Genomic DNA, 20,684 nt, shown 5'->3' on the forward strand with positions numbered 1-20,684 from the left:
GATGAGGGGACCGGCGCGGGCTGCGGCCGAACAGTCCCCGGCACGCAAGGAGAGTTCTCATGGCAACGATTCCTGACCCGCACCTGGCGCTGGTCCGCCCGGTGACGCCGCGAACCCCCCAGGGCTGTGAGGAGTGCCTGAGGGTGGGTTCCCCGTGGGTGCACCTGCGGCTCTGCCTCACCTGTGGGCACGTCGGCTGCTGCGACTCCTCGCCGCTCAAGCACGCGAGGCGGCACGCCGGCAGCGTCGGTCACCCGATCGTGCAGTCCTTCCAGCCCGGAGAGGACTGGCGCTGGTGCTACGTCGACGAGGCCCCGGTCTGATGAGCGCCGCCGAGCACGTGCAGGGAGCGGTCCACGAGACCCCGGACCTGCACGGGGCGTTCCCCCGCCTGACACCGGCGCAGCTCCAGGACCTGGCCGCGCACGGTGAGCGCCGCGAGACCACCCCGGGCGAGGTGCTGTACCGCGAGGGCGAGCCGTTCCGGGAGTTCCTCGCGATCCTCAGCGGGACCGTCGAGATCCTCCAGGACCACGGCGGGCCCGAGGAGCGCACGGTAGCGGTACACGGACCCGGCAGGTTCCTGGGTGAGCTCGCGCTGCTGGAGGGCGAGGCGGCGTTCGACACCGCCGTGGTGCGCGAGGCGGGCGAGATCCTCGCCGTACCGGTGGAACGGCAGCGCGCCCTGGTCGGCCGCGACCCCGTCCTCGGCGACCTGATCCTCCGCGCCTACCTGGGGCGCAGGTACCTGCTCATCGGTCTCGGCGCCGGCTTCCGGATCCTGGGCTCGTGCTACTCGCCGGACACCCTGCGGCTGCGTGAGTTCGCCGCCCGCAACCGGCTGCCCCACCGCTGGGTGGACCTGGAGCAGGACAAGGAGGCGGAAGCGCTCCTGCGTCGGTTCGCCATCCGTCCCGAGGAGACTCCGGTGGTCATCTGGAAGGGCGAGCGGGTGCTGCGCAATCCGAGCAACGCCGAACTCGCCCGGCTCATCGGGCTGCCCGCCCCCTCGCCGGAGGCCGGCCGATGCGACGTGCTGGTGGTGGGCGCGGGCCCCGCGGGGCTCGCCGCCGCCGTGTACGGTGCCTCCGACGGCCTCACCGCGATCACCGTCGAGGCCGTGGCCACCGGAGGCCAGGCCGGTACTTCGTCCCGCATCGAGAACTACCTCGGCTTCCCCTCGGGCATCTCCGGGGGCGAACTCATCGAACGCGCGGTGCTCCAGGCCCACAAGTTCGGTGCCCGACTCATGGTGCCGGCCCAGGTCAGCGGGCTCACCCCGCAGGACGACGAGTACGTCGTCACCTTCGCGGACGGGTCCACGACCCGGGCGGGCGCCGTGGTGCTCGCCTCGGGCGTGTGGTACCGCCGGCTGGAGGTGCCCGGCATCGACCGTCTGGAGGGCATCAGCGTCTACTACGCGGCGACCGTCCACGAGGCCAGTCTCTGCCAGGCGGATCCGGTCGCCGTGGTCGGCGGCGGGAACTCTGCCGGGCAGGCGGCGCTGTTCCTCGCGAACCACGCGTCCAGGGTCCACCTCCTGGTGCGGGGTGGTGACCTCAACGCCGACATGTCGCGCTACCTGGTGGACCAGGTGGAACGGCATCCGAAGATCGAGGTGCTGCTCCGCACCGAAGTCAGGGGCGTCAGCGGGGAGCAGAGGCTGGAGTCGCTGATCGTGGAGGACAACGCGAGCAGTGAGCGCCGGGAGCTGCGGGCGGCGGCCCTGTTCGTGTTCATCGGAGCCCGGCCGCGCACCGATTGGCTCGAGGGCGTGGTGGCCCTGGACGAGAAGGGCTTCGTCCTCACTGGCGCCGACGCCCAGGCTGCGGCTGACGCGACCCGGTGGGACTCGCTCGGCCGTGGTCCGTTGCTCCTGGAGACCACCCTTCCCGGAGTCTTCGCCGCCGGCGACGTCAGGAGCGGCTCGGTCAAACGGGTGGCCTCGGCGGCCGGTGAGGGTGCCATGGCGATCCGCCTCGTACACGAGCACCGGGAAAAGGCGGGCAACCTCGTCCGCACCGCGGGACCCGAGGGGCCTCGGCCGGTGGCGGGCCGGCCCGTGTCCCGGAGCTGACGGGCCCGGTCATGCGGATGTCGCCCCAGGACACTACGGTCGTGGCTCTCCTGGCGGATCCGGACGCGCCCACGGAAATCGCACAGCGCATGGCCTGGATGCTCCCCACGCGGCTCGCAGACAAGTCAGGGCCGGGGCGACGGTTCGAGATCGAGGTGGTCAGTGAACCCTTCACCGCGGAAACGGAGGACGTGCCGACTTTGATGCGCCGGATCACGGACCGCGGGAGAGCGGAGAACTGGGACGTCGTCGTGGCCCTCACCGACCTTCCGCTGCACTCACACGGACGCAAGATCGTTGTGGATCTGAGCCACGAACACGGCTTGGCGCTGCTGTCCCTTCCCGCGCTGGGGGGCTTGCGTCTGCAGACGAGGACCCAACGCGTGGTGGAAGAAGTCGTACTCGGCCTGGCGGGTTCGCAGATCACCGGGGCCGAAGGGGCTCCGCGAAGTCAGCCCGCTATGGGGCCCTTCGTCAGTCGTCTCGCGCCCATCCATCCTGGCCCGATCGGTGAACAAGAGACCGTCGACCTCCGGTACGTCGTCAGCGGGCCGCGCGGTTACCTGCGGGTACTCGTCGGAATGGTCCGCGCCAACCGGCCGTGGCGGTTGGTGCCGGGCCTGTCGAAGGCCCTGGCGGCCGCACTCGCCACGGGAGCAGTCGCCACCGTGAACTCCACCGTCTGGAACCTGGCCGTCAGCCTGAGCGTGCCACGCCTCGTCATCGCCACGGTCGGATCTGTCGCGCTCATGATCGGCTGGCTGATCGTGGACGCGGAGCTGTGGCACCGGTCAGCAGCGAGCTCGCCGGAGGCGAGGCAGAGGACGCGGCTCTACAACGCCTCGACGGTAGTGACCGTGGGTATCGGGGTGCTCGTCTGCTACGTGGGTTTGATGGTCGTCAACTGGGTGTGGGCGCTGTTCATCCTCAACGGCCAGGCGTTCGCTTCCGTGACACGCACCCCACTGCACGCCCAGGAGTACCTGACGCTGTCCTGGTTCGTCGCTTCGGTCGCCACCGTGGGCGGGGCGCTGGGGTCGGGCTTGGAAAGCGACGATGCGATCCGGGCAGCCGCCTACTCCAAGCGCGAACAGGAACGACGTCTCACGCTCCGGAACGACCACGACCACGACCACGACCGCGACCGCGGCGATGACGGGACGGGTGATGCCCGGTGAACCTCGGTCCGGGGCGCCCGTCCGAGCGCGGCGCCGTCAGGAGGGCGGCGGGGCGGCCGACGCGCCCCGGCAGGCAGAGCGTTCCGGCTGGGCTCGCACCCATGAGGTGGCTACGGGCCCTCGGGGAGGTCGTGCGCTCCGGGCTCACGATCGAGGAGACGCGGCTGGAGCCCTTGCTCGCGCTCCGCACGGCTGCCGGGGTGGCGATCGTCATCGGGCCGGCGCTGTGGCTGGTTTCCCCTGAGTACGCCGCGTCCGCCGCCCTCGGTGCCTACTCCGCGGGTGGGGCCACCTTCCAGCGCACCTGGCGTCCGCGCAAGGTGATCGCGCTCGGCGCGGGCGCGGGGCTGGCGCTCAGCACCTTCGTGGGCTACCTGGCGGCGGGGCGACTCGTGACGTTCCTCCCGCTGCTGGCCGTATGGGCGTTCGCCGCGGGAATGGCATGGGCCCTCGGGTCGACCGCCGGGATCGTCGCAGCGACGACGGTCGGCACCCTGCTGGTGACCGTCACCCTGCCGACCAGCGTCGGGCGGGCCCTGGAACACGCCGGGGCCATCGCGCTCGGAGGCGTGGCGCAGGCCCTGCTGATCTTGCTGTTCCCGATCCGCCGTTGGGGGGCGCACCGCGACGCGCTCGCCGACGCCCTGGCCGCCGTGGCGGACTACGCCCGCCGGCTGCGGCACGACCCGACCGCCCCGTTCGACCCCGTGCCTTTGATGACGGCCCGGGACGCGGCCGCCGTGACGCCGTCGCAGGCCCGCACCCGTCCCCCCGTCCTCCACGGCCCCCGGGGCCTCGCCGAGCGCATTCTGCCGGTCGCCGCCGCGCTCGCCGACCCGGACGTCGGCGCCCCGGCGGAGGGACCCGGGCGGGACCGCGCACGGGAGCTGCTCAACGCGGCCGCCGACGTCCTGGACGCGGCGGCCCGTTCGATCCGCCGCGGCACTCCCGCCGAGGTGCCGCCCGGGAGCGCGGACGTCCTGCGGGTCGACGAAGAACACGAGGTGCTGGAGGGGCCCGCCCGGCAGGCCGCCGAGCGGCTCGTGGAACTCCTCGCCGAAGCGTTGGAGATCGCAGGGAGCGGCGGCGCGCGCGACAAGGCACCCACGCCGTCCGGCCCCGCGAGCGCCCAGTTCCTGGTGCGCCCGACGATGTTCCGGCTGCTCCCGGTCGTCGTCCGGGCGGTCCGCCGTGAGCTCCGCCGGGACTCGCCCGTGTTCCGGCACGCCGTCCGCCTGGCGGCGGTGGCCACGCTCGGCTATCTCATCGCCTCCCGGCTACCCGTGGGCCACGGCTATTGGGCGCCCATCGCCTCGGTGATGGTGATGCGGCCCGACTTCCACCGGACGTACGCGCGTGCGGTGGGCCGTCTCGCCGGGACCCTGGCGGGGGTCGCGCTCGCCACCGGGATGGTGCGGGCGCTGGGCCCGGACGCCCACGTGTTCGGCGCGCTGACGGTGGTCTCGGCGGCCCTGTCGTACACGCTGATCCGCACCGGCTACGCCTACTCCCAGTGCTTCACTGCCGCGTACGTCGTCTTCCTGCTCGGCATGGGCGGCCAGGCGTGGGAGCAGACGGTCCCGGAGCGGGTGGTGCTCACCCTGCTCGGCGGGGCCCTGGCAATGCTGGCGTACGTGGTGTTCCCCGCATGGGAGACCCCCCGGCTGCCGGGCCGGCTTGCGGACTGGCTCGCCGCCGACGGCCGCTACGCGGCCGCGGTGCTCCGCAGCTACGCCGAACCGACCCGGGAACACCGCGCCGACACGCGCAGGGCCCTGCTGGCGAGCAGGGAGGCACGTACCGCCTGGCAGGATGCCTACGACCAGGCACGTCAGGAACCGGTCCGCCCCAGAGGTCTGACATCGCGCGAGGCGGAAGAGGCGCAGGAGGCGCTGAAGCGGTTCGACCGGGCGGCGATGCTCATGGAGAGCCATGTCCCGTGGGCCGACAGCCGTTTCGCCCCCGAGGCGGAGCGGCTCGCCGAGGCCCTGGAGGCGGATACCGCGCAGGCGGCAGTCGACGTGCGCGGGCACAGGAATCCGGAGTGGGGGCGCGTGGAGGAGGCGCTCCACGCATGGGAGGGCACTGCCGCCGGGGACCGGAACCCGGTGGTGCGGCGCGAGGCGGAACTACAGAAGCGGGCCTTGGAGGATTTCGCGACGGCCGTGAGCCGCACACCCCTGGAACGGGACGTCGGCTCCGCCCGCGAGGAGCAGCGGGTGCGGGCGGCCGCGGCTGCGGAAGGTGACGGATCAGGGCCGGCGCACCGGGATGGGTGACGGCGCGCCGGCCGCAGGGAACGCAACGCCTCCCGGAGCGGGAAGTGGTCTCCCTGCCGCGTCGAGCGCCGCCACCCACATGTACGGGGCCCGTTGCTGCCTGGTGGGCGCACCGTGCCGGGGACGCAAGAGCACTGGAGGTGTGTGATGAGTGCCGACCGCTCCGACGAGAGCCTTGGTGGTCACGTACTGGTCCTCGATGCCGGCTCATCGAGCCTTCACATCGCTCTGTTCGCGGCGGACGGTGAACGCGTGGCAGAGCGGAACGCCTCGGAGCCCCCGGGACCCGCTGCGGCGGCGGAACTGCGGAACTTCCTCAGCGAGGTACCCGCTCCCGCGGCGGTCGGTCACCGCATCGTCCACAGCGGTCCGCACCTGACTGGTCATACGCTGATCGACGCACGCGTACGGGCTCTGCTGGCGGACGTCGCCGATCTCGCGCCGATGCACGTGACCCCTGCCCTGCCTGTGGTCGATGCGGCACGAGAACTCCTGCCCGACGTTCCCCACGTCGCCTGCTTCGACACTGTCTTTCACAAGGACCTGCCGGCACAGGCGCGCACGTACGCAGTGCCGGAGCGATGGCGCGCCGACTACGGGCTGCGCCGGTACGGCTTCCACGGGCTCTCCTACTCGTGGGCACTGCAGAGGACGGCGCAGGCCCTGGGCCGACCCGTCGACGACCTCCAGGTCGTGCTCGTGCACCTGGGCGGCGGCTGCTCGGCCTGCGCCGTCCGCAACGGACGCAGCGTGGACACCACCATGGGCCTCACTCCGCTGGAAGGCCTGGTGATGAGCCGGCGCAGCGGCAGCCTCGACCCCGGCGCGCTGCTGTGGCTGCAGCGGCGGCACGGTCGGAGCACGGACGAATTGGATGACACGCTCCACCGGCATTCCGGTCTGCTCGGCCTCTCCGGTACTTCGGGAGACACCCGGGACCTGGTGCGCGCCCGCGCGGAGGGAGATGCCGCGGCCGCGCTGGCTCTGGCGACGTTCACGCTCAGCTGCCGCAGGGGCATCGCCTCGATGGCCGCCTCGCTGGACCGGCTGGACGCGCTGGTCTTCACCGGGGAGATCGGCGAAGACCAACCGGAGGTACGCGAGGAGATCTGCTCGGCCCTGACCGTTCTCGGTGTACGAGGCGGGCTGCTCGTCCCCGAACTGGGGGACTTGATGCGGGAGGGCCTCCGGCGCATCGATCGGGCGGGGAGAGGTGTCCCGGTCCTCGTGGTCGCAACCGGCGAGACGCAGCAGATCGCCGTCGAGACCAGACGGGTGCTCGGCATGTGACAGGCCAAGGCAACTGCCGGCACATCCACACGTGCCTGGCCTGCGCAAAGAACCGGCCTCCTGTACCAGGACAGGACGGGGGAGTGGCGACGTCCGGTCCTGTACGCCGCCCCCGTCTGGTCACGGGGCTCGAGGGCCAGTGGCCCGCACCAGAGCTCCGTACCGCCCTTCGACTCACCACGGCCACGGCCGTGACCGCGACACCCCGGCGGCGGGATGTGTGCTCGCGGTTCAACGGAAGGCGTTGACGTTCTCCGAAGCCCACTGCTGGAACGGGCGGGCGGGCCTTCCAGTGATCCTTGCAACCGTGTCGCGCACCATCAGCAGTTCATCGTTCACGTCGCCGCCCGTGACGTCGAGCACCGCGTCCGCGGCCTCCGCCCCGAAGACCGCAGCCATCTGTGCGTGGGCCTGCCGGCGGCTGATCTCCGCGAAGGGAACCTCCCGCCCCAGTGCTGCCGCGAAGGGCTTCGACCTGTTGTCGGGCGGTCACCGGCGCTGGACCGGTCAAGGCGTACGTGTGCCCGTGGTGGCCGGGCTCGGTCAGTGCCACCCGTGCCACCGCCGCGACGTCCGCGGGATGGATGGTCGGCAGCGCGGTGTCGACGTACGGCGCGCGGACGGTCTCGTGGCCACGGATGGAAGCCGCCCACATCAAGGCGTTCGAGGCGAACTGCGTCGGCCGCAAGATCGTCCAGGCCATGCCGCTTGCCTTGAGTAGACGCTCCACCGCCAGGTTCTCGTCGGCGGGGCCGAGGTGCGGGTGGGTCTGGACGGTGATGGACGACACCAGCACGACATGCTCCACGCCCGCGTGCCGGGCGGCTTCGATTATGTCGGCGTCCGGTCCCAGGCGCGATACGAGAAACAGTGAACGCACCCCACGAAGCGCGGGCTTCAACGACGCAGGCTCTACGAAGTCGCCCTCCACGGCCCCGACTCCATCGGGGAAGACTGCCCGTGAGGCATCACGGGTCAGCCCCCTCAGCGGGCCGACACCACGCGCGTGCAGCTCCTTCAGCAGGGCACTGCCTGAGTTTCCGGTGGCTCCGGTCACGAGGATCATGGGTGTGTCTTCCCGTCATCAGATGATCAAGTAGGCGACACGCTAAAACCTCAATCTCGCTTCAGGTCAAGGAGTGCCTGGCCACCAGCGCGACGGGGCGGCACATCGGTACGCGTCCGACCACGTTCATGCGTACGCCGACACGAGTGCGGTGTCGGGGCGGCACTGGAGCGCAGGCGGCCACGCCTGGGCGAGCAGTTTGCGGATCTGGTCGGCGGTGGCGGGGGCGCAGCGTTTGCCGGTGTCGCGGCACGTCGCGACGTGGACGCGGCCCGGAGGCCGGACGGCGCCTATCTGACCCTCGACCGGCCACGCGAACGGCTCCGCCGGCGGACGGCGGCGCGCGGCGGCTTCCTCGACAGCGAACAGTGCCCCCTCTACGCCCTCAAGCTAGCTGCGCAGGTAGGTGCCTCTTGCTCGGCTGGAAGTGGTGGAACACTCCAAGACCGGCTCATGATCGTTGTTCCCGGTGGGGCCACCACGTCTGGGGAAGCTATCGCAGACTTGCAGGGCGTGGCCGGCCTGGCTGGTCACCGCGTCCGTGTCCCGGCCGACCCAAGGACTGTCATCGTGAGCGAGCGTGTTCTCACCCCCCGCAACCGGGGCTTCCTCTTCCTCGACTCCCACCCGGCGGGCTGCCGGCAACTGGTGGCCGACATGTGGCAGGCGTGCCCCGCCCCCGTCGGCGTGCCGGAAGGCAACGGGCCGGTCGCGCTGGTCATCGGCTCCTCCGCCGGATACGGTCTCGCGGCCACACTTGCCGGACTCAAGCGCGCTGGTATCCGCGGCATCGCGGTGTCCTTCGAGAAAGCCCCCACCGAGCGGCGTACGGCGACGGCCGGCTGGTATCGCACCGCGGCCACCGCCGACATCGCCCGCAGCGCCGGTCGGGACGTGGTCTTCCTCAACGGCGATGCCTTCTCCGACTCGATGAAGAATCAGGTCGCCGACCTCGTCGAGCAGCGTTTCGGCGGTCGGCTGGACTACCTGATCTACTCGGTGGCCGCGCCCCGGCGGACCGACCCCGACACCGGTACCGCCTACGCCTCGGTCCTCAAGCCGATCGGCCAGGCGAACCGCACCAAGACCCTCGCTTTCGATGACGAGGGTGTTCCGGAGGTCCGCGAGGTGGAGACCGGACCGGCCGAGGGCGACGACGTGGAGCACACCGTGGCCGTGATGGGCGGAACGGACTGGGAACGCTGGATCGACCACCTTGCCGCACGCGGACTGCTTGCCGACAGGTTCGCCACCGCCGCGTTGTCCTACATCGGCTCGCCGCTGACGGCGGCGATCTACCGGCAGGGCACCATCGGCGCGGCCAAGGCCCATTTGGAGGCCACGGCACGCACGCTGAACGAGCGGCTCGACAAGACAGTCGGCGGGCGGGCCGTCACCTCCGTCAACGGCGCCGCCGTCACCCAGTCCTCCACCGCGATTCCTGGTATCGCCCTGTACACCGGCCTGTTGCGCGGCGTCCTCGGCGAGGACCTCGTCCCACCGATCCTCCAACTCGCCGCCTTGTGGGACCAACTCACCGGCGCTGCCCCGCTCGCCCTGGACGCCGAGGGGCGTATCCGCCTGGACACCTTCGAACTGACCGACGCTGTCCAGGCGGCTGTCGCGGAACGCTGGGAGGCTGCCACCACGGCGACCATCGCCGACCTGGCCGATCTCGACTGGTTTCGCGCTGAGGTCCGACGCCTCTACGGGTTCTCCGTGCCTGGCATCGACTACACAGTGCCAGTCGCCACTGACGTCCCCTGGCCCGACCACACCCCCTAGACGGCGACTCGAAGGCCCTCGGAACCGCCGAGGTTTCCAGTACACGCCCACACCCGCCACCACCCGACAGGCGCGTGGCCGCTACCGAGAACGACATTACGGTGCGAGACATCTGGGACTACCTCGTCAACGACGAGTGGGAGATCGCCCTGGGCCTGCTGGAGGAGCTGGGAAACGGCCATCCCCCTCCTCTCGCATTCTGGGTTGAGCTCGCCGACGCGGCGGAACAGCTCCGCCTTGAGCGGAGCTCGGCCTGGTGCCATTGGCGGTGTTCCGAGATCCGCAACGGCGTGATCCGAGCTGACCTGACGCTCCGGCCTGCCGCCGAGGCGCGACGCACAATGCCAATCGCTGCTCACGGTGTTCTGCGGCCCATGTGGGACATCGGACATCTCTCACCCGCCGGTGAACGAGCGGTCAGCATTGCCCGGCTCTGGGTAGAGGACATGCCTTCTCTGGAGCCCGGCGGACGAGCCACGGTTCGCCTGGTGCCCTTCACCCCCTCGCAGTGGAAGCACGTCCAGCCCGGCCAGCTGATCACCATGCACGAGGACCGATCCGTGGCCGGTACCCCAGTCATCCTGGAGGTTCACCGCCCTGCCACCACTATGCCCGCGGGATGACCTCGACCTCTGGTTCGTCCGTGAACCCGAACCCGAGGACGCGGGGTGACCGCGCGGATTGCATCGGTCGCTAGGGTGCGTGGCCTCAGCAGGTCCGAGTAGCGGAGCGGCCCGCTGTTCGGACGCGAACCGGACCACCTGGCCGGCTGCGTCCGACCGCGCTCGCCCGGCCCTTCACCTCTGGTCGAGCGTGGCGTCGGCCGGGAACGGTACCAGAAGGGGCAGAAGCGCAGTAGATCGCCCGTGACACCATGGCCCAAGCTGCACGAAGAGCTGCTCAAGTGGGGAAGCTGTCATGAGTACGGGTAAGTGGCTGTGGACCTCCCTGCGGCGCTACGTCCTGACCATCGTGCTTGCCTGGGTGGCCGCGGCCTCGGTGCTGCCCGCTCTCGGTGACGAGCCCTTCATCGAGGAGTTCGCGCTCGAGGTGCGGGTCGGCCTCGTGGGCGTCCCCCTCCTGACGGTCGCGACCATGTTCGTACTCGTCCTGTTGGCCGGCCGTCGGTTCGAACCGCCGACCGGTGGCGCCCAGCGGATCCGGGGCGGTTGGATGGTCATCCTGCCGTTGTTGCTGTTGCTGCCGGTGGGAATGCTCATCCCACTCCAGTACCTGATCATGCTGGGCGCGCAGCTGGCCTACGTGGTCTGGGTACTGCCCTGCGAGGACGCACGTGACACGGCGAACGTCCTGGGCTCGCTCGTCGACCCGGCCGTCCCTGCGGAGCTGCGGGCCCGGACGGCACGGGCGGTCGCAGGACTCCGGACCAGTCCGGTCGTGGAAGCCCTGGTGCTCGCCGCGGCGGACGAGGAGCCGGAGGTCGCCGAAGCGGCAATGGAGAGCCTCTGCACCATCTGGCGCCACGTTGGGGTCGTCGGCGAAAACCAGTTGGCGAGGCTTGCGCCGAAGGACCAGGACCGAGTCCGGGCGCTGGGCATCAGGGTCCGCAGCCCCTGGTGACAGGCGGGGCATTCCGCTAGGGGCAATCAGGGCCTGGCCCTCCCGAACCTCGGTAGGGCCAGGCCATTCACGTGCCCTGCGGTATGCCGTCCGTGCCCTCAGACGCCCCGAGCCCGGGGCCGAAGATCCCGTCAACGGTCAAGGGGTGGCCGGGATAGTTGAGTTCGGGCTTCGGGTTCGTGACGGCGCCCGATGGTCAGCTCTCGCACGCGGGTAGTCAAAACGTCGTGGTATTCGGCGGCCAGCTTGGTCCCGTCCGTGGCCCAGGGCGGGGCCGGTGAACTCTGCGCTCACTCTCCAGGTCCGAGCGAAGACGTTCGCTGGTGGATCCGGGAGGCCTCTTCCAGGAGGTCCTTGACCTTGTCTGATCGGGCGCAGTCGGCGGCCAGCGATGTCGCAGGTGTCGGCGATCCTCGCCCGCCAGTTGGCCTCGAAGTCGGCCAGCAGCTGCGGCGCGTGCGCGGCGATCGCGGCGCACAGAGCCGGAAGGCCGCGCTCGGCCACCGGGGTCTCGTAGGGGCCTCGTCCAGGGTCCGGCGGGCGAAGAGATGGCCGTCCTTCAACGGCTGGAGCGGGCCGGCCCGGCGCTCAACCGGCGCGGTGCCCTGCCTTCCACAGGGAGCAATCAGGAGCCTTCTCCCCGCCTCGGAAGCCGTCGTGGCCCTCGTTGTTGACGTTGACCGAATCGACCTTCTCCTGGACCACGTTCTCCGGCCAGCACGTACGCGCGTCAACGGTCGCCCCGTGGAAGGTGGTGCCCTCGCTGTCGATCACCGCGTGGGTCAGGTTGGCGCTTTGGAGGAGGGCGTCGTCGAGGTGAGCACCCGTCAGGTTGGTCTCGTAGAGGTTGGCCCCGATCAGGTTCGCGCCTTGCAGCTTGGCTCCTGTCAGGTCGGCCCCTGTCAGGTCCGTGTCCCGGAGCTGGGCGTTTCGCAGGTCGGCTCCCTTGAGGTCGGCATTGTGCAGGGCCTTGCCGCTGAAATTGATCGCCTTGATGTCGCGGCCTGCAGGACTGAACCCCGGGATGGAGGCGGCGATTTCGACATTGGCGCGCCACGCCGCGTACTTCTGGCTCTCCTCAAGTGCCTGCTGCAGATAAAGGACCGACACGCCCACGGCAATGCCGGTAATGAGTGCGCCCCCGATGCCGACGAGCACTTCGATCTTCGGTTCGCGCTCCGTCTCTTTGGAAGCCATCCGCCACGCGAAGCACGCCCCCACCGCGCCGAGCACACCGAGGAATATCAACAACCCCAGCAGAGCCCATCCTGTGTCAGGCACGGGGACCATCCCCAATACTCAAGGACCGAGTGGAATGTGCCCTATTTCCTCTCTACGCCCGCCTCCACGTGATCGCAAGTGCTCGTGGCGAGTGGAGTCGAGGCGGCCCGGCACGGTTACCTGGCCCTCCACGAAGTACCAGTCTCCGCAGCCGGGCTTCGTTTACCGGGGTCCGACCTGCAGAACGTCGGGACGCTTCACGATAGCCATGATTGACGCGCCGGTCCGCGCTTGGATGAGGGCGCCGCAGCGGCCCGCACCGCTCACCGACTCCGGTCGGCAGTGCCGGCCGTCGGCCCTGCTACCGGTCTTTGCGCCGAGGCGGGAGCAAACCGTCGTCTCCGGTGTGCACTCCGCCGCCGATTCGGCCGTCAGGTCGCTGGCGTCGCGCAAAGGTTGTCGTCGTCCGTCGCCTTTCCCGAGTGCCGGTTCTCCAGCCGGTGCCCGAGTCCGGTAGCCGAACTGCATGCCACTGGGCTTATGGGAATGTGGCCGCGGAAGTCCAGCGTCGACTGGGGTCCTTCGATGCTGGGTCACCCACGCAGAGATACGTCTACCTGCCGGCGTTCGCCGCGATCACGAGGGGCTGTGTTGTATCGCTGAGCCATATGGAATGACGGAGACCATACGCGTGGGTGACGGGGTGTCAGGCCGATGCAGTTCGGATTGCCTCGGTGATCGGGTGCTCTCCCTGCCTCAGTAGCCGCGGACGAGGAGTTTGACTCTGGTCTGGGGCCAGGTGGTGTGCAGGTAGTAGTCCTCGGCGGCGCGCCAACGCGTGATCCATTCGTCCGGATGTTCGCCGCGTGCTCGCACTCGTTGCAGGCAGAGGTCTCGCGGAGCGTCCACGTAGGCAGTGAAGTGGTAATAGGGCGCAAGCTCCGGGCGGGTGGAGTAGACCCCTTCGACGATCACCACGGTGCCGGGGGCGATCTCGTGCCAGCCTCCGAGTCGTCCGGTGGCCCAGTCGTAGATCTGGTATCGGGCGGCCTGGTTGGCCCGCAGCGGGACCAGGACCTGGTCCCGGAGACGTTCCCAGTCGAAGTAGCGGTGGTAGCCCTGTTCTGCGTCGAGCCGCTCTCGCTCCTGGTCGGGTAGGGGGCGGTAGAAGTCGTCGACGTGGACGGTGACTGAATCGTCGAGTTGTCCGGACACCGCGGCGGCCAACGTTGTCTTGCCCGACCCTCCGGGGCCGTCGATGGCGACGATCCTGGTGCTCCCCGGGGCGTGGGCCAAGCGAAGGAAGCCGTCGGCTACGTCCTTCGCTCTTTCGATCATGTCCACGCGTTGCTGAGGTGTCTGCAGCCCAGTGATCCGCGCGGCGCTCGACAGCACGGCACTCTTGGCTTCCCCGAAGGCCCCGGGTCCGGCTCCGAGCAGTTCCCGCGTGACAAGGATCGAGTCCATGGCTCCGGTTCCGAGGTCTCGAAGCAGCCGCTGGACTTGTTCCATGTCCTGGTTCTGCTCCAGCAACGGCTTGCACTGCTCGACCAGGGAGGCGAGCCGGGCAGAACGTTCCGGTGCGAGGCCCTGGACGTTTGCGGACATGAGAGCTCCTTGTGGGCGATGTGCAGGGCCGGGACAAGCTACTTTCTGGCTGCTCCCCGAGGCCACTTCTTTCGAGGCCCCCGTGAGGTAGGCCGGTTTTCGGACCGCGAGTCAGCTGCACGATCCTTCCGACCGCCCGCAGCACTTCGATCGGAGCCGGCAGGGTGTGGGTCGCACGCAGGAAGGAAGCGGCTCGTCCTGTTGGTCGGCCCGCTGTCAGAGCGGGTTGGCAAGATCGTCGCCATGAATGGCACACGTACCACCCCGCCGCGGCCGGTCGACGTCGCCGCGGTCTTCCCCGCGCTGGCTCCGCTGGCGCGCCAAGCAGTCCGGTTGCACCCGCGTCCCGGCTCTCCCACGGTGCACGACAGCTCGATCGGGGGGCCCCTGCTGTGGCCCGCACAGGAACCCTGGCTGTACTGCCGCATCGAGCATGAAGGCCTCCATCCCCTGGTGCCCGTGGCCCAGTTGTACGCGCGGGACATACCCCTGCTGCGGCCGCCCGGGCGGAGCGACCTGCTGCAGGTCCTGTGGTGTCCTTCGGAGCACGCACCGGACTCGAGCATTCCGATCGCGTTGTCCTGGCGGACCGCCGCGGATGTCACCGACGTGTTGGCCGCGCCGCCCGAACCGTTCGACGCGGACGAGTACCTCTACGTGCCCGAGCCGTGCGTGCTCGCGCCGGAGCAGGTCACCGAGTACCCCGATTCCCTGGAACTCCCCGAGGAGTTGAAGCAGCAGATCACGGACCCCGCGGCCTGGCGGGCGGCGGGCATCGTGGTCGACGATGCCGACTCGCGGGAGCTCTATGACAACGCGCTGTCCCACGCCCCCGGCTGGAAGATCGGCGGCTGGGCCTCCTGGGGACTCACCGACCCCGTGCCGCGGTTCTGTGTGGCCTGCGGTACCGCGATGACGCCGCTGCTGACCATCGCCTCATCCGAATGGCACCCAACAGCACGAGTTGGATCCCTCACGAGGACCGGGTCCCCGGCGCATCCCACGACAGTTGGTCCAATCCGCCCGGGATCACGGTGCTGGACGCCAATCACCTCCAGCTGTACGCCTGCCCGGCGAGCGGAGGCCACCCGCACACCGACCTGGTCCAGTGAGGGGCTGCGGAGGGCCCGAAACCGGGTAACGGGAGTCCCTGCTCCGCAACAACGGCGTCCGTACGGGATGACGGAGGGATCCGGCCTCTCCCTCGGCCGGATCCGGCCAGGCTGGTTCTGCAACGGCCGGCGCGCCTGGCCGCCGCGGCGCTCCGCCTGACCTGAGCGTCGCGGGAGCCGCCGGCCGGGCAGGGCCGGTCCGGTGTCTCCGGCGGATCACTATGCCCTGGGCGAAGCAGGGGGCGCAGGCTCACGGGCCGTGTTTGAGTGGGCCGATGAACATCTTGGTGTTGGGTGGAACGGCATGGGTTGGCCGCGAGGTCTCGCGGCAGGCACTGGACCGTGGGCATCAGGTGACTTGCCTGGCCCGCGGGGAGAGTGGCGCCGTGGCCGAGGGTGCGGTGCTGGTCGCCGCGGACAGGCGTGACCCGTCGGCGTACGAAGGCCTGGCGGACCGGGACTGGGACGCCGTGGTCGAGGTCTCCTGGCAGCCGGGTTTCGTCCGCGGAGCGCTGGCGGCGCTCGGGGCGAGGGCGGCCCACTGGGCGTACGTGTCGTCGGTCAGCGCGTACGCCTCGCACGCGCAGGTGGACGCGGACGAGTCGGCGTTCCTGCTCCCGGCGGCCAAGGGGGATGAGGCCGACCGTGAGGAGTACGGGGAGGCCAAGGCGGCGTGTGAGGAGGCTTCGACGGCTGCGGTGGGCGATCGGCTCCTCATCGCGCGGGCCGGACTGATCGGCGGCCCCGGTGACCACAGCGGCCGCACCGGGTACTGGGTGGGCCGCGCGGCGCGCGAGCCGCTGGCACCACTGCTGGTACCCGCATCGCCCGACGTCGCGACGCAGGCGGTGGACGCGCGAGACCTCGCGGCGTGGTTGCTCGACTGTGCGGAGAAGGGGACGACCGGAACGTACGACGCGGTCGGGCCGATCGTGCCGTTCAGCGAGTGGGTCGCACTGTCCCGGGAGGTCGGCGGGCACACCGGGCCGGTGGTGAAGGCCGGTGCCGACTGGCTGCTCGAGCAGGAGGTGGGGCAGTTCATGGGCCCGGAATCGCTCGCGATGTGGATGGCCGACCCGGACTGGGTCGGCTTCAGCGCCCGCAACGGTTCCGCGGCCGGCGCGGCGGGCCTTCGGCACCGGCCCCGAGCGGAGCTGCTGGCGGACACCTTGCGCTGGGAGCGGGAGCAAGGTCTGGACCGGCCCCGCCGGGCCGGTCTCAGTGGCGAGCGCGAGCGGGAACTGCTGGAGGCATGGAGCAGGACGGTGCGGGAGTAGGCGCGCGCCGACCACGAGGTGGCTGCTGCCGAGGCGGAGTGCCGGCTGTATCTGCGGCCACCAAGGCGCGTGCTACCGGAGTCGGCCCGGGGCACCCGGAGCGGGGCGGCGGCCTGCTCGGGCCCGAGCGGAGCGTCGGCGGCGACCAGGCGCGCGAGGCCCCCGCCCGCGAAGCGGGTCCTCCTCCTGAAGCGGTCCGAAGGCGGAGCAGGGACCGCGTGGACCGGACAGGCGCAATTGAGCCTGGAGGCGAGAGTGAAGGGGTGCGCGGTGGTGGTGCGCGACGCCGACGGCAACGACTTCCGGGCCCGTCAGGTGTGCCGCCCCTCCCTGGCGAAGCGCAGCAGGAGCAGGGCGATGTCGTCGGTACGGGCAGTGCCGCCGCGGGCTTGGCCGATGAGGTCGTCCGCCAGCGTGCGCACCGGGTGGCCTTCGTGGGTCGCGGTGATGCGGGCGGCGACGGCCGCGATGCCGTCCTCCAGGTCCTCGCCGGGAACCTCGACCAGCCCGTCGGTGTACAGGGTGAGCAGAGTGCCCGGCTCGAACGGGATCTCGACGGCGGTGTACGAGGCGTCCGGGTCGATGCCGAGGAGCAGCCCGGGCGGCAGGTTCAGCATCTTCGCCGGGCCGCCGGCATGGCGCAGCAGCGGGGGCGGATGGCCGGCGGAGGCCAGGCGGACGGTGTGGCCGGCGAGGTCGATATGGGCGTACACGCAGCTGGTGAACAGCCCGGGTTCGAGGTCGGTCAGGAGCCGGTTGGTGCGGGCGAGGACCTCTTCGGGGGGTGCGCCGGCGCCCGCGTGGACGGCTGTGCGGACCTGGCCCATGAGGGCGGCGGCGTTCACGTTGTGGCCCTGGACGTCGCCGATGGCGGCCGCGGCGGTGGTGTCGTCGATCCGGATGAGGTCGTAGAAGTCGCCACCGATGTCGAGCCCGTGCGCCGCCGGCAGGTAGCTGGCGGCCACTTCGAGGTGCGGGACGTGGGGCAGGGCGCGCGGCAGCAGGCCGGTCTGCAGACTGTGGGCCAGCTGGTGGGTGGCGTCATAGAGGCGGGCGCGGTCGAGGGCCTGCGCGATGAGTCCGGCGAGGGAGGTCAGGACCGCCCGTTCACCGGGCGCGAACGTATGGGGACGCGCGTAGGCCAGGATGAGGGTGCCGATGGGCCGGCCGGACGCGATCAGGGGCAGGAAGGTCCACGCCGCCATGCCGTCTCCGATCACGACGGCCGGGAAGGCGGCCGCGAGCTCGTCGGCGCTCGCGAAGAACAGCGGTTTGCCCGTACGCAGGCCATGGGTGCTGGCTGTATGGATGCCGAGAGGGATGCCGTCGTAGCGAGCCATGAGCTCGGCTGTGTAACCACGGAAGCCGACGATGCGCAGACGCTGCTCCTCGGCCACCAAGAGGGCCAGGGCCTGGGCGCCGAGGGCGGGGACGAGCAGGTCGGCGGCCTGGTCGACGACGTCGCGGGCGTGGACGGCCTCCGTGAGGGCGGCCGCCAGGTGCATGAGCTGGTAGAGGGCGGTGGCCCGGCTGGGCGAGGGCTCCGCGGGAGTGGCCGTCGGCGCGGCGGGCGGCGGGACGGGCTCGTCGGCGGTGACCGGGGTGATGCGGACGCTGATCCCGGTGTTGTCCGGGTAGAGGTCGAAGCGCAGATAGCGGCCGATCGGGGGAGCGGCGGTGAAGCTGCGCGGCACTCGGCTGATCACTGCGGCCCGGTAGTGGTCCTCGATGACGGGGGTGTCCATCCAGGGCAAGGCTTCCCACGGTAGGGCTCCGCGGAGCCGGGAGACGGGTGCGCCCAGCAGCTCGGCCGCCTCGGCGGTGATGAAGGTGATCGTGCCGTTCAGATCGAGTGCGCAGTTGCCTCCGGGCAGCCGGCGGATGAAGGCCATGGCGGCGGCCGCCTCGGCCGGTCCGGGCGTGGGAGGGGGAGGCGGTCGCAGCATGACCGGCTGCGCCGGGGGACGGACGGGGTGTCCGGCTTCGGCGGCCCGGCGCAGGTGGTTCGCGAGACGGCCGCAGGCCGAGTCCACGGCGACGCGTTCCTTGTCGGTCAGGTAGGGCGCGTGGGAGCCGGGCCACAGGAGTACGAGACCGGCCCCGGTGGGCTCCGCCCCGGACACCGGGTCGGGGACGAGCGGGGCGGCGGCGAGGGCGAAGTCGTACGGCAGGACGAGGCCGAGGCGCGGGTAGCGCCGGGCCGTCTCCTCCCGGCCGCCCAGCCAGACGAACCGCCCGTCGCGAACTGCGTCGGCCACCGGGATGGCATCGTCGATGGGGACCCGGGACCAGGGCAGCGCGAGTTCTCGGGCCAGGCCGAGGGTCATCGCCAGATGCAGGACGCGCCGGGTGGGATCGGGCAAGTAGAGCATGCCGATGGACGCCCCTGTGGCCGCGCAGACTTCGAGCAGGGCCGCGCCGAGCGCCCGCTGATCGGCCCCCTCGACGCCCTCGGCGGGGTCGGCGGGCTCGGGCTGCTCGGCCCCCTGGTCACGCCCTGGAACGTTTCGCACCTGTCCATGGTCGCCCCACACACCGCCCGCGCTCCGTCACCGGCCCGCTCCGGCGAGCCCACGCGTCGGCCGAGCGCGGGACCGGGACGCCAGTGCGGCGGTCGAACGCAGGCGCGAGACGTCTGCAACGGCGTCGTCCGGCTCCCTCAGCTCCCGCCGGAGCTGCGGCCGAATCGTCGGGCGGCGGCTGACGCACCGGGTGCGCGGGGGAGTGGTTCGACCTGACACCTCTCGAAGATCCCGCCACGGCCGTCATCGGGGCAGGCGTACCCGCTGGCGTTCTTCGAGGAGCACTTGCCGGAACCCCAACCGGCCGCGGTTCCCCGTAAGGAACTGCGGCCGGGCACGGTGTACCGCTCGGAGACGGTGTGTGGATTCGGCGTCCGCGGCTGCTGACCGCGCACGCCCCCGTCTTACTACCGGTCGTCGGAGAGCACCGGGTCTTGCGCCTTGCGGCGGCGTCCCCAGCGCTTGTTGCCCATCTGGAGGTCGGCCTGCGCCGATGACGACTCGTCCAAGGGAGTGAGCGGGATGACCTCCATCTTCGCGGCCGGCTCCGGGGAAGAGGAGGCAGCGGTGGTCGTTGACGCCGATACGGCCGAGGATCCCGAGGGGATGTCCACGATGAGCGGTACCAGACGTTCGCCGCGAATCTTGACGTCGCTACTGGCATCGCCCTTGCCGTCGCTCTGGCCCTTGGCCTCGCTCTGGCTCTTGCCCTTGCGTACCCGCCACAGCCCGCGGGACTGGAGGGCGGTGCCGAGGTTGTTCAGGACCCTGCCCTCGTCGTCGCTCATCTCGGCGAACCGGGCGGCGGCCTGCTGGTGTGCGTCGATGGCCTCGTCGAACCGGCGCACCTGCTGCAGAGCCATGCCCAGGTTGTTCAGGGCCCGGCCCTCGCCCTCGTGGTCGCCGAGTTCCATGAACCGGGCGGCGGCCTGTTGGTGTGCGTCGATGGCTTCCTCGAACCGGCGCACCTGCTGCAGAGCCGTACCCAGGTTGTTCAGGGCCCGGCCCTCACCGTCGTGGTCGCCCAGCTCGGCGAACCGGGCGGCGGCCTGCTGGTGTGCGTCGATGGCTTCCTCGAACCGGCGCACCTGCTGCAGAGCCGTACCCAGGTTGTTCAGGGCCCGGCCCTCACCGTCGTGGTCGCCCAGCTCGGCGAACCGGGCGGCGGCCTGCTGGTGTGCGTCGATGGCCTCGTCGAACCGCCGTACCTGCTGCGAGGCCGTACCCAGGTTGTTCAGGGCCTGCCCCTCGCGGTGGTGGTCGCCGAGTGCGGTGAACCGGGCGGCGGCCTGCTGGTGTGCCTCGATGGCTTCCTCGAACCGCCGTACCTGCTGCGAAGCCGTACCCAGGTTGTTCAGGGCCTGTCCCTCACGGTGGTGGTCGCCCAGCTCGGTGAACCGGGCGGCGGCCTGCTGGTGTGCGTCGATGGCCTCGTCGAACCGCTGCACCTGCTGCAGAGCCGTGCCGAGATTGTTCAGGGCCTGCCCTTCGGCATGGCGTTCGCCCAGCTCGCGGCATGTGACGAGGTCCTGCTGATGGGCCTCGATGGCCTCGTCGAACCGCTGCACCTGCTGCAGGGCGACGCCGAGGCTGTTCAGCGCCCGGCTCTCGCCATGGCGTTCGCCCAATTCGCGGCAAATTATCAGATCCTGCTGGTAGCTCATGGTGCCTCCCAGGAGTCGCGCCGT

Annotated in this window: 15 protein-coding genes and 1 pseudogene; 10 read left to right on the top strand and 6 right to left on the bottom strand. The window is 70.7% G+C overall.

The window, feature by feature from the left end; genetic code table 11:
* Nucleotides 1-59 precede the first annotated feature (59 nt).
* From OHA81_RS30830 to OHA81_RS30850, 5 genes are all read left to right on the top strand, one after another.
* Entirely contained in the window at nucleotides 60-323 is a 264-nt protein-coding gene (locus OHA81_RS30830) for a UBP-type zinc finger domain-containing protein (protein ID WP_329201400.1), read from the top strand.
* Nucleotides 323-2,077 (top strand): FAD-dependent oxidoreductase, encoded by a 1,755-nt coding sequence (locus tag OHA81_RS30835; RefSeq protein WP_329201402.1) that lies wholly within the window; start codon nucleotides 323-325, stop codon nucleotides 2,075-2,077. The genes OHA81_RS30830 and OHA81_RS30835 overlap by 1 nt, the downstream gene beginning before the upstream one ends.
* Before the next feature lie 41 nt (nucleotides 2,078-2,118).
* Entirely contained in the window at nucleotides 2,119-3,255 is a 1,137-nt protein-coding gene (locus OHA81_RS30840; RefSeq protein ID WP_329201404.1) for a hypothetical protein, read from the top strand.
* A gap of 101 nt (nucleotides 3,256-3,356) precedes the next feature.
* Complete coding sequence (locus OHA81_RS30845) at nucleotides 3,357-5,534, top strand: FUSC family protein (protein ID WP_329201406.1); 2,178 nt, start codon at nucleotides 3,357-3,359, stop codon at nucleotides 5,532-5,534.
* A gap of 147 nt (nucleotides 5,535-5,681) precedes the next feature.
* Nucleotides 5,682-6,824 carry an acetate/propionate family kinase gene (locus OHA81_RS30850; protein ID WP_329201408.1) on the top strand — a complete coding sequence of 381 codons (1,143 nt, stop codon included), beginning with the start codon at nucleotides 5,682-5,684 and terminating at the stop codon, nucleotides 6,822-6,824.
* Between the two features lie 231 nt (nucleotides 6,825-7,055).
* Here the strand turns inward: OHA81_RS30850 and OHA81_RS30855 are convergent.
* Nucleotides 7,056-7,890: pseudogene (locus tag OHA81_RS30855) on the bottom strand (NAD(P)H-binding protein).
* A gap of 126 nt (nucleotides 7,891-8,016) precedes the next feature.
* Nucleotides 8,017-8,259, bottom strand: coding sequence for a DUF6233 domain-containing protein (locus OHA81_RS30860; RefSeq protein WP_329202629.1), 243 nt, complete (start codon nucleotides 8,257-8,259; stop codon nucleotides 8,017-8,019).
* A 201-nt stretch (nucleotides 8,260-8,460) separates the two neighbouring features.
* Here OHA81_RS30860 and fabV point away from each other — a divergent pair, with 201 nt between their 5' ends.
* The 3 genes from fabV to OHA81_RS30875 all read left to right on the top strand — a co-directional run bounded on the left by fabV (nucleotide 8,461) and on the right by OHA81_RS30875 (nucleotide 11,256).
* Nucleotides 8,461-9,675 carry an enoyl-[acyl-carrier-protein] reductase FabV gene (gene fabV / locus OHA81_RS30865; RefSeq protein WP_329201410.1) on the top strand — a complete coding sequence of 405 codons (1,215 nt, stop codon included), beginning with the start codon at nucleotides 8,461-8,463 and terminating at the stop codon, nucleotides 9,673-9,675.
* Between the two features lie 74 nt (nucleotides 9,676-9,749).
* Complete coding sequence (locus OHA81_RS30870) at nucleotides 9,750-10,298, top strand: hypothetical protein (protein ID WP_329201412.1); 549 nt, start codon at nucleotides 9,750-9,752, stop codon at nucleotides 10,296-10,298.
* A gap of 295 nt (nucleotides 10,299-10,593) precedes the next feature.
* On the top strand, nucleotides 10,594-11,256 hold the full coding sequence (locus tag OHA81_RS30875) for a hypothetical protein (RefSeq protein ID WP_329201414.1): 663 nt from the start codon (nucleotides 10,594-10,596) through the stop codon (nucleotides 11,254-11,256).
* Nucleotides 11,257-11,844: 588 nt separating this feature from the next.
* On the opposite strand, the gene OHA81_RS30880 is transcribed toward OHA81_RS30875, so the two are convergent.
* Both OHA81_RS30880 and OHA81_RS30885 read right to left on the bottom strand, forming a co-directional pair.
* Nucleotides 11,845-12,537, bottom strand: coding sequence for a pentapeptide repeat-containing protein (locus tag OHA81_RS30880; protein WP_329201416.1), 693 nt, complete (start codon nucleotides 12,535-12,537; stop codon nucleotides 11,845-11,847).
* A 696-nt stretch (nucleotides 12,538-13,233) separates the two neighbouring features.
* Nucleotides 13,234-14,085 carry a uridine kinase family protein gene (locus OHA81_RS30885; protein WP_329201418.1) on the bottom strand — a complete coding sequence of 284 codons (852 nt, stop codon included), beginning with the start codon at nucleotides 14,083-14,085 and terminating at the stop codon, nucleotides 13,234-13,236.
* Nucleotides 14,086-14,328: 243 nt separating this feature from the next.
* On the opposite strand from OHA81_RS30885, the gene OHA81_RS30890 reads away from it, so the two are divergent.
* A complete protein-coding gene (locus OHA81_RS30890) occupies nucleotides 14,329-15,357 on the top strand; it encodes a hypothetical protein (protein ID WP_329201420.1) in 1,029 nt (342 codons plus the stop codon).
* A gap of 115 nt (nucleotides 15,358-15,472) precedes the next feature.
* Complete coding sequence (locus OHA81_RS30895) at nucleotides 15,473-16,474, top strand: NAD-dependent epimerase/dehydratase family protein (protein ID WP_329201422.1); 1,002 nt, start codon at nucleotides 15,473-15,475, stop codon at nucleotides 16,472-16,474.
* Between the two features lie 311 nt (nucleotides 16,475-16,785).
* Here OHA81_RS30895 and OHA81_RS30900 read toward each other — a convergent pair whose 3' ends face one another.
* Together OHA81_RS30900 and OHA81_RS30905 are read right to left on the bottom strand one after the other, a co-directional pair.
* Complete coding sequence (locus tag OHA81_RS30900; protein ID WP_329201423.1) at nucleotides 16,786-18,987, bottom strand: SpoIIE family protein phosphatase; 2,202 nt, start codon at nucleotides 18,985-18,987, stop codon at nucleotides 16,786-16,788.
* 416 nt (nucleotides 18,988-19,403) lie between these two features.
* A complete protein-coding gene (locus OHA81_RS30905) occupies nucleotides 19,404-20,660 on the bottom strand; it encodes a tetratricopeptide repeat protein (protein WP_329201424.1) in 1,257 nt (418 codons plus the stop codon).
* Nucleotides 20,661-20,684 lie beyond the last annotated feature (24 nt).

It is taken from the genome of Streptomyces sp. NBC_00667 (assembly GCF_036226825.1).
In the GTDB taxonomy this organism is placed as follows: Bacteria; Actinomycetota; Actinomycetes; order Streptomycetales; family Streptomycetaceae; genus Streptomyces.

Coding starts and splice junctions, on each gene's coding strand:
- OHA81_RS30895 (WP_329201422.1), top strand. CDS start 15,473: ATGAACATCTTGGTGTTGGGTGGAACGGCATGGGTTGGCCGCGAGGTC.
- OHA81_RS30885 (WP_329201418.1), bottom strand. CDS start 14,085: ATGTCCGCAAACGTCCAGGGCCTCGCACCGGAACGTTCTGCCCGGCTC.
- OHA81_RS30890 (WP_329201420.1), top strand. CDS start 14,329: ATGAATGGCACACGTACCACCCCGCCGCGGCCGGTCGACGTCGCCGCG.
- OHA81_RS30875 (WP_329201414.1), top strand. CDS start 10,594: ATGAGTACGGGTAAGTGGCTGTGGACCTCCCTGCGGCGCTACGTCCTG.
- OHA81_RS30835 (WP_329201402.1), top strand. CDS start 323: ATGAGCGCCGCCGAGCACGTGCAGGGAGCGGTCCACGAGACCCCGGAC.
- OHA81_RS30850 (WP_329201408.1), top strand. CDS start 5,682: ATGAGTGCCGACCGCTCCGACGAGAGCCTTGGTGGTCACGTACTGGTC.
- OHA81_RS30905 (WP_329201424.1), bottom strand. CDS start 20,660: ATGAGCTACCAGCAGGATCTGATAATTTGCCGCGAATTGGGCGAACGC.
- OHA81_RS30845 (WP_329201406.1), top strand. CDS start 3,357: ATGAGGTGGCTACGGGCCCTCGGGGAGGTCGTGCGCTCCGGGCTCACG.
- OHA81_RS30830 (WP_329201400.1), top strand. CDS start 60: ATGGCAACGATTCCTGACCCGCACCTGGCGCTGGTCCGCCCGGTGACG.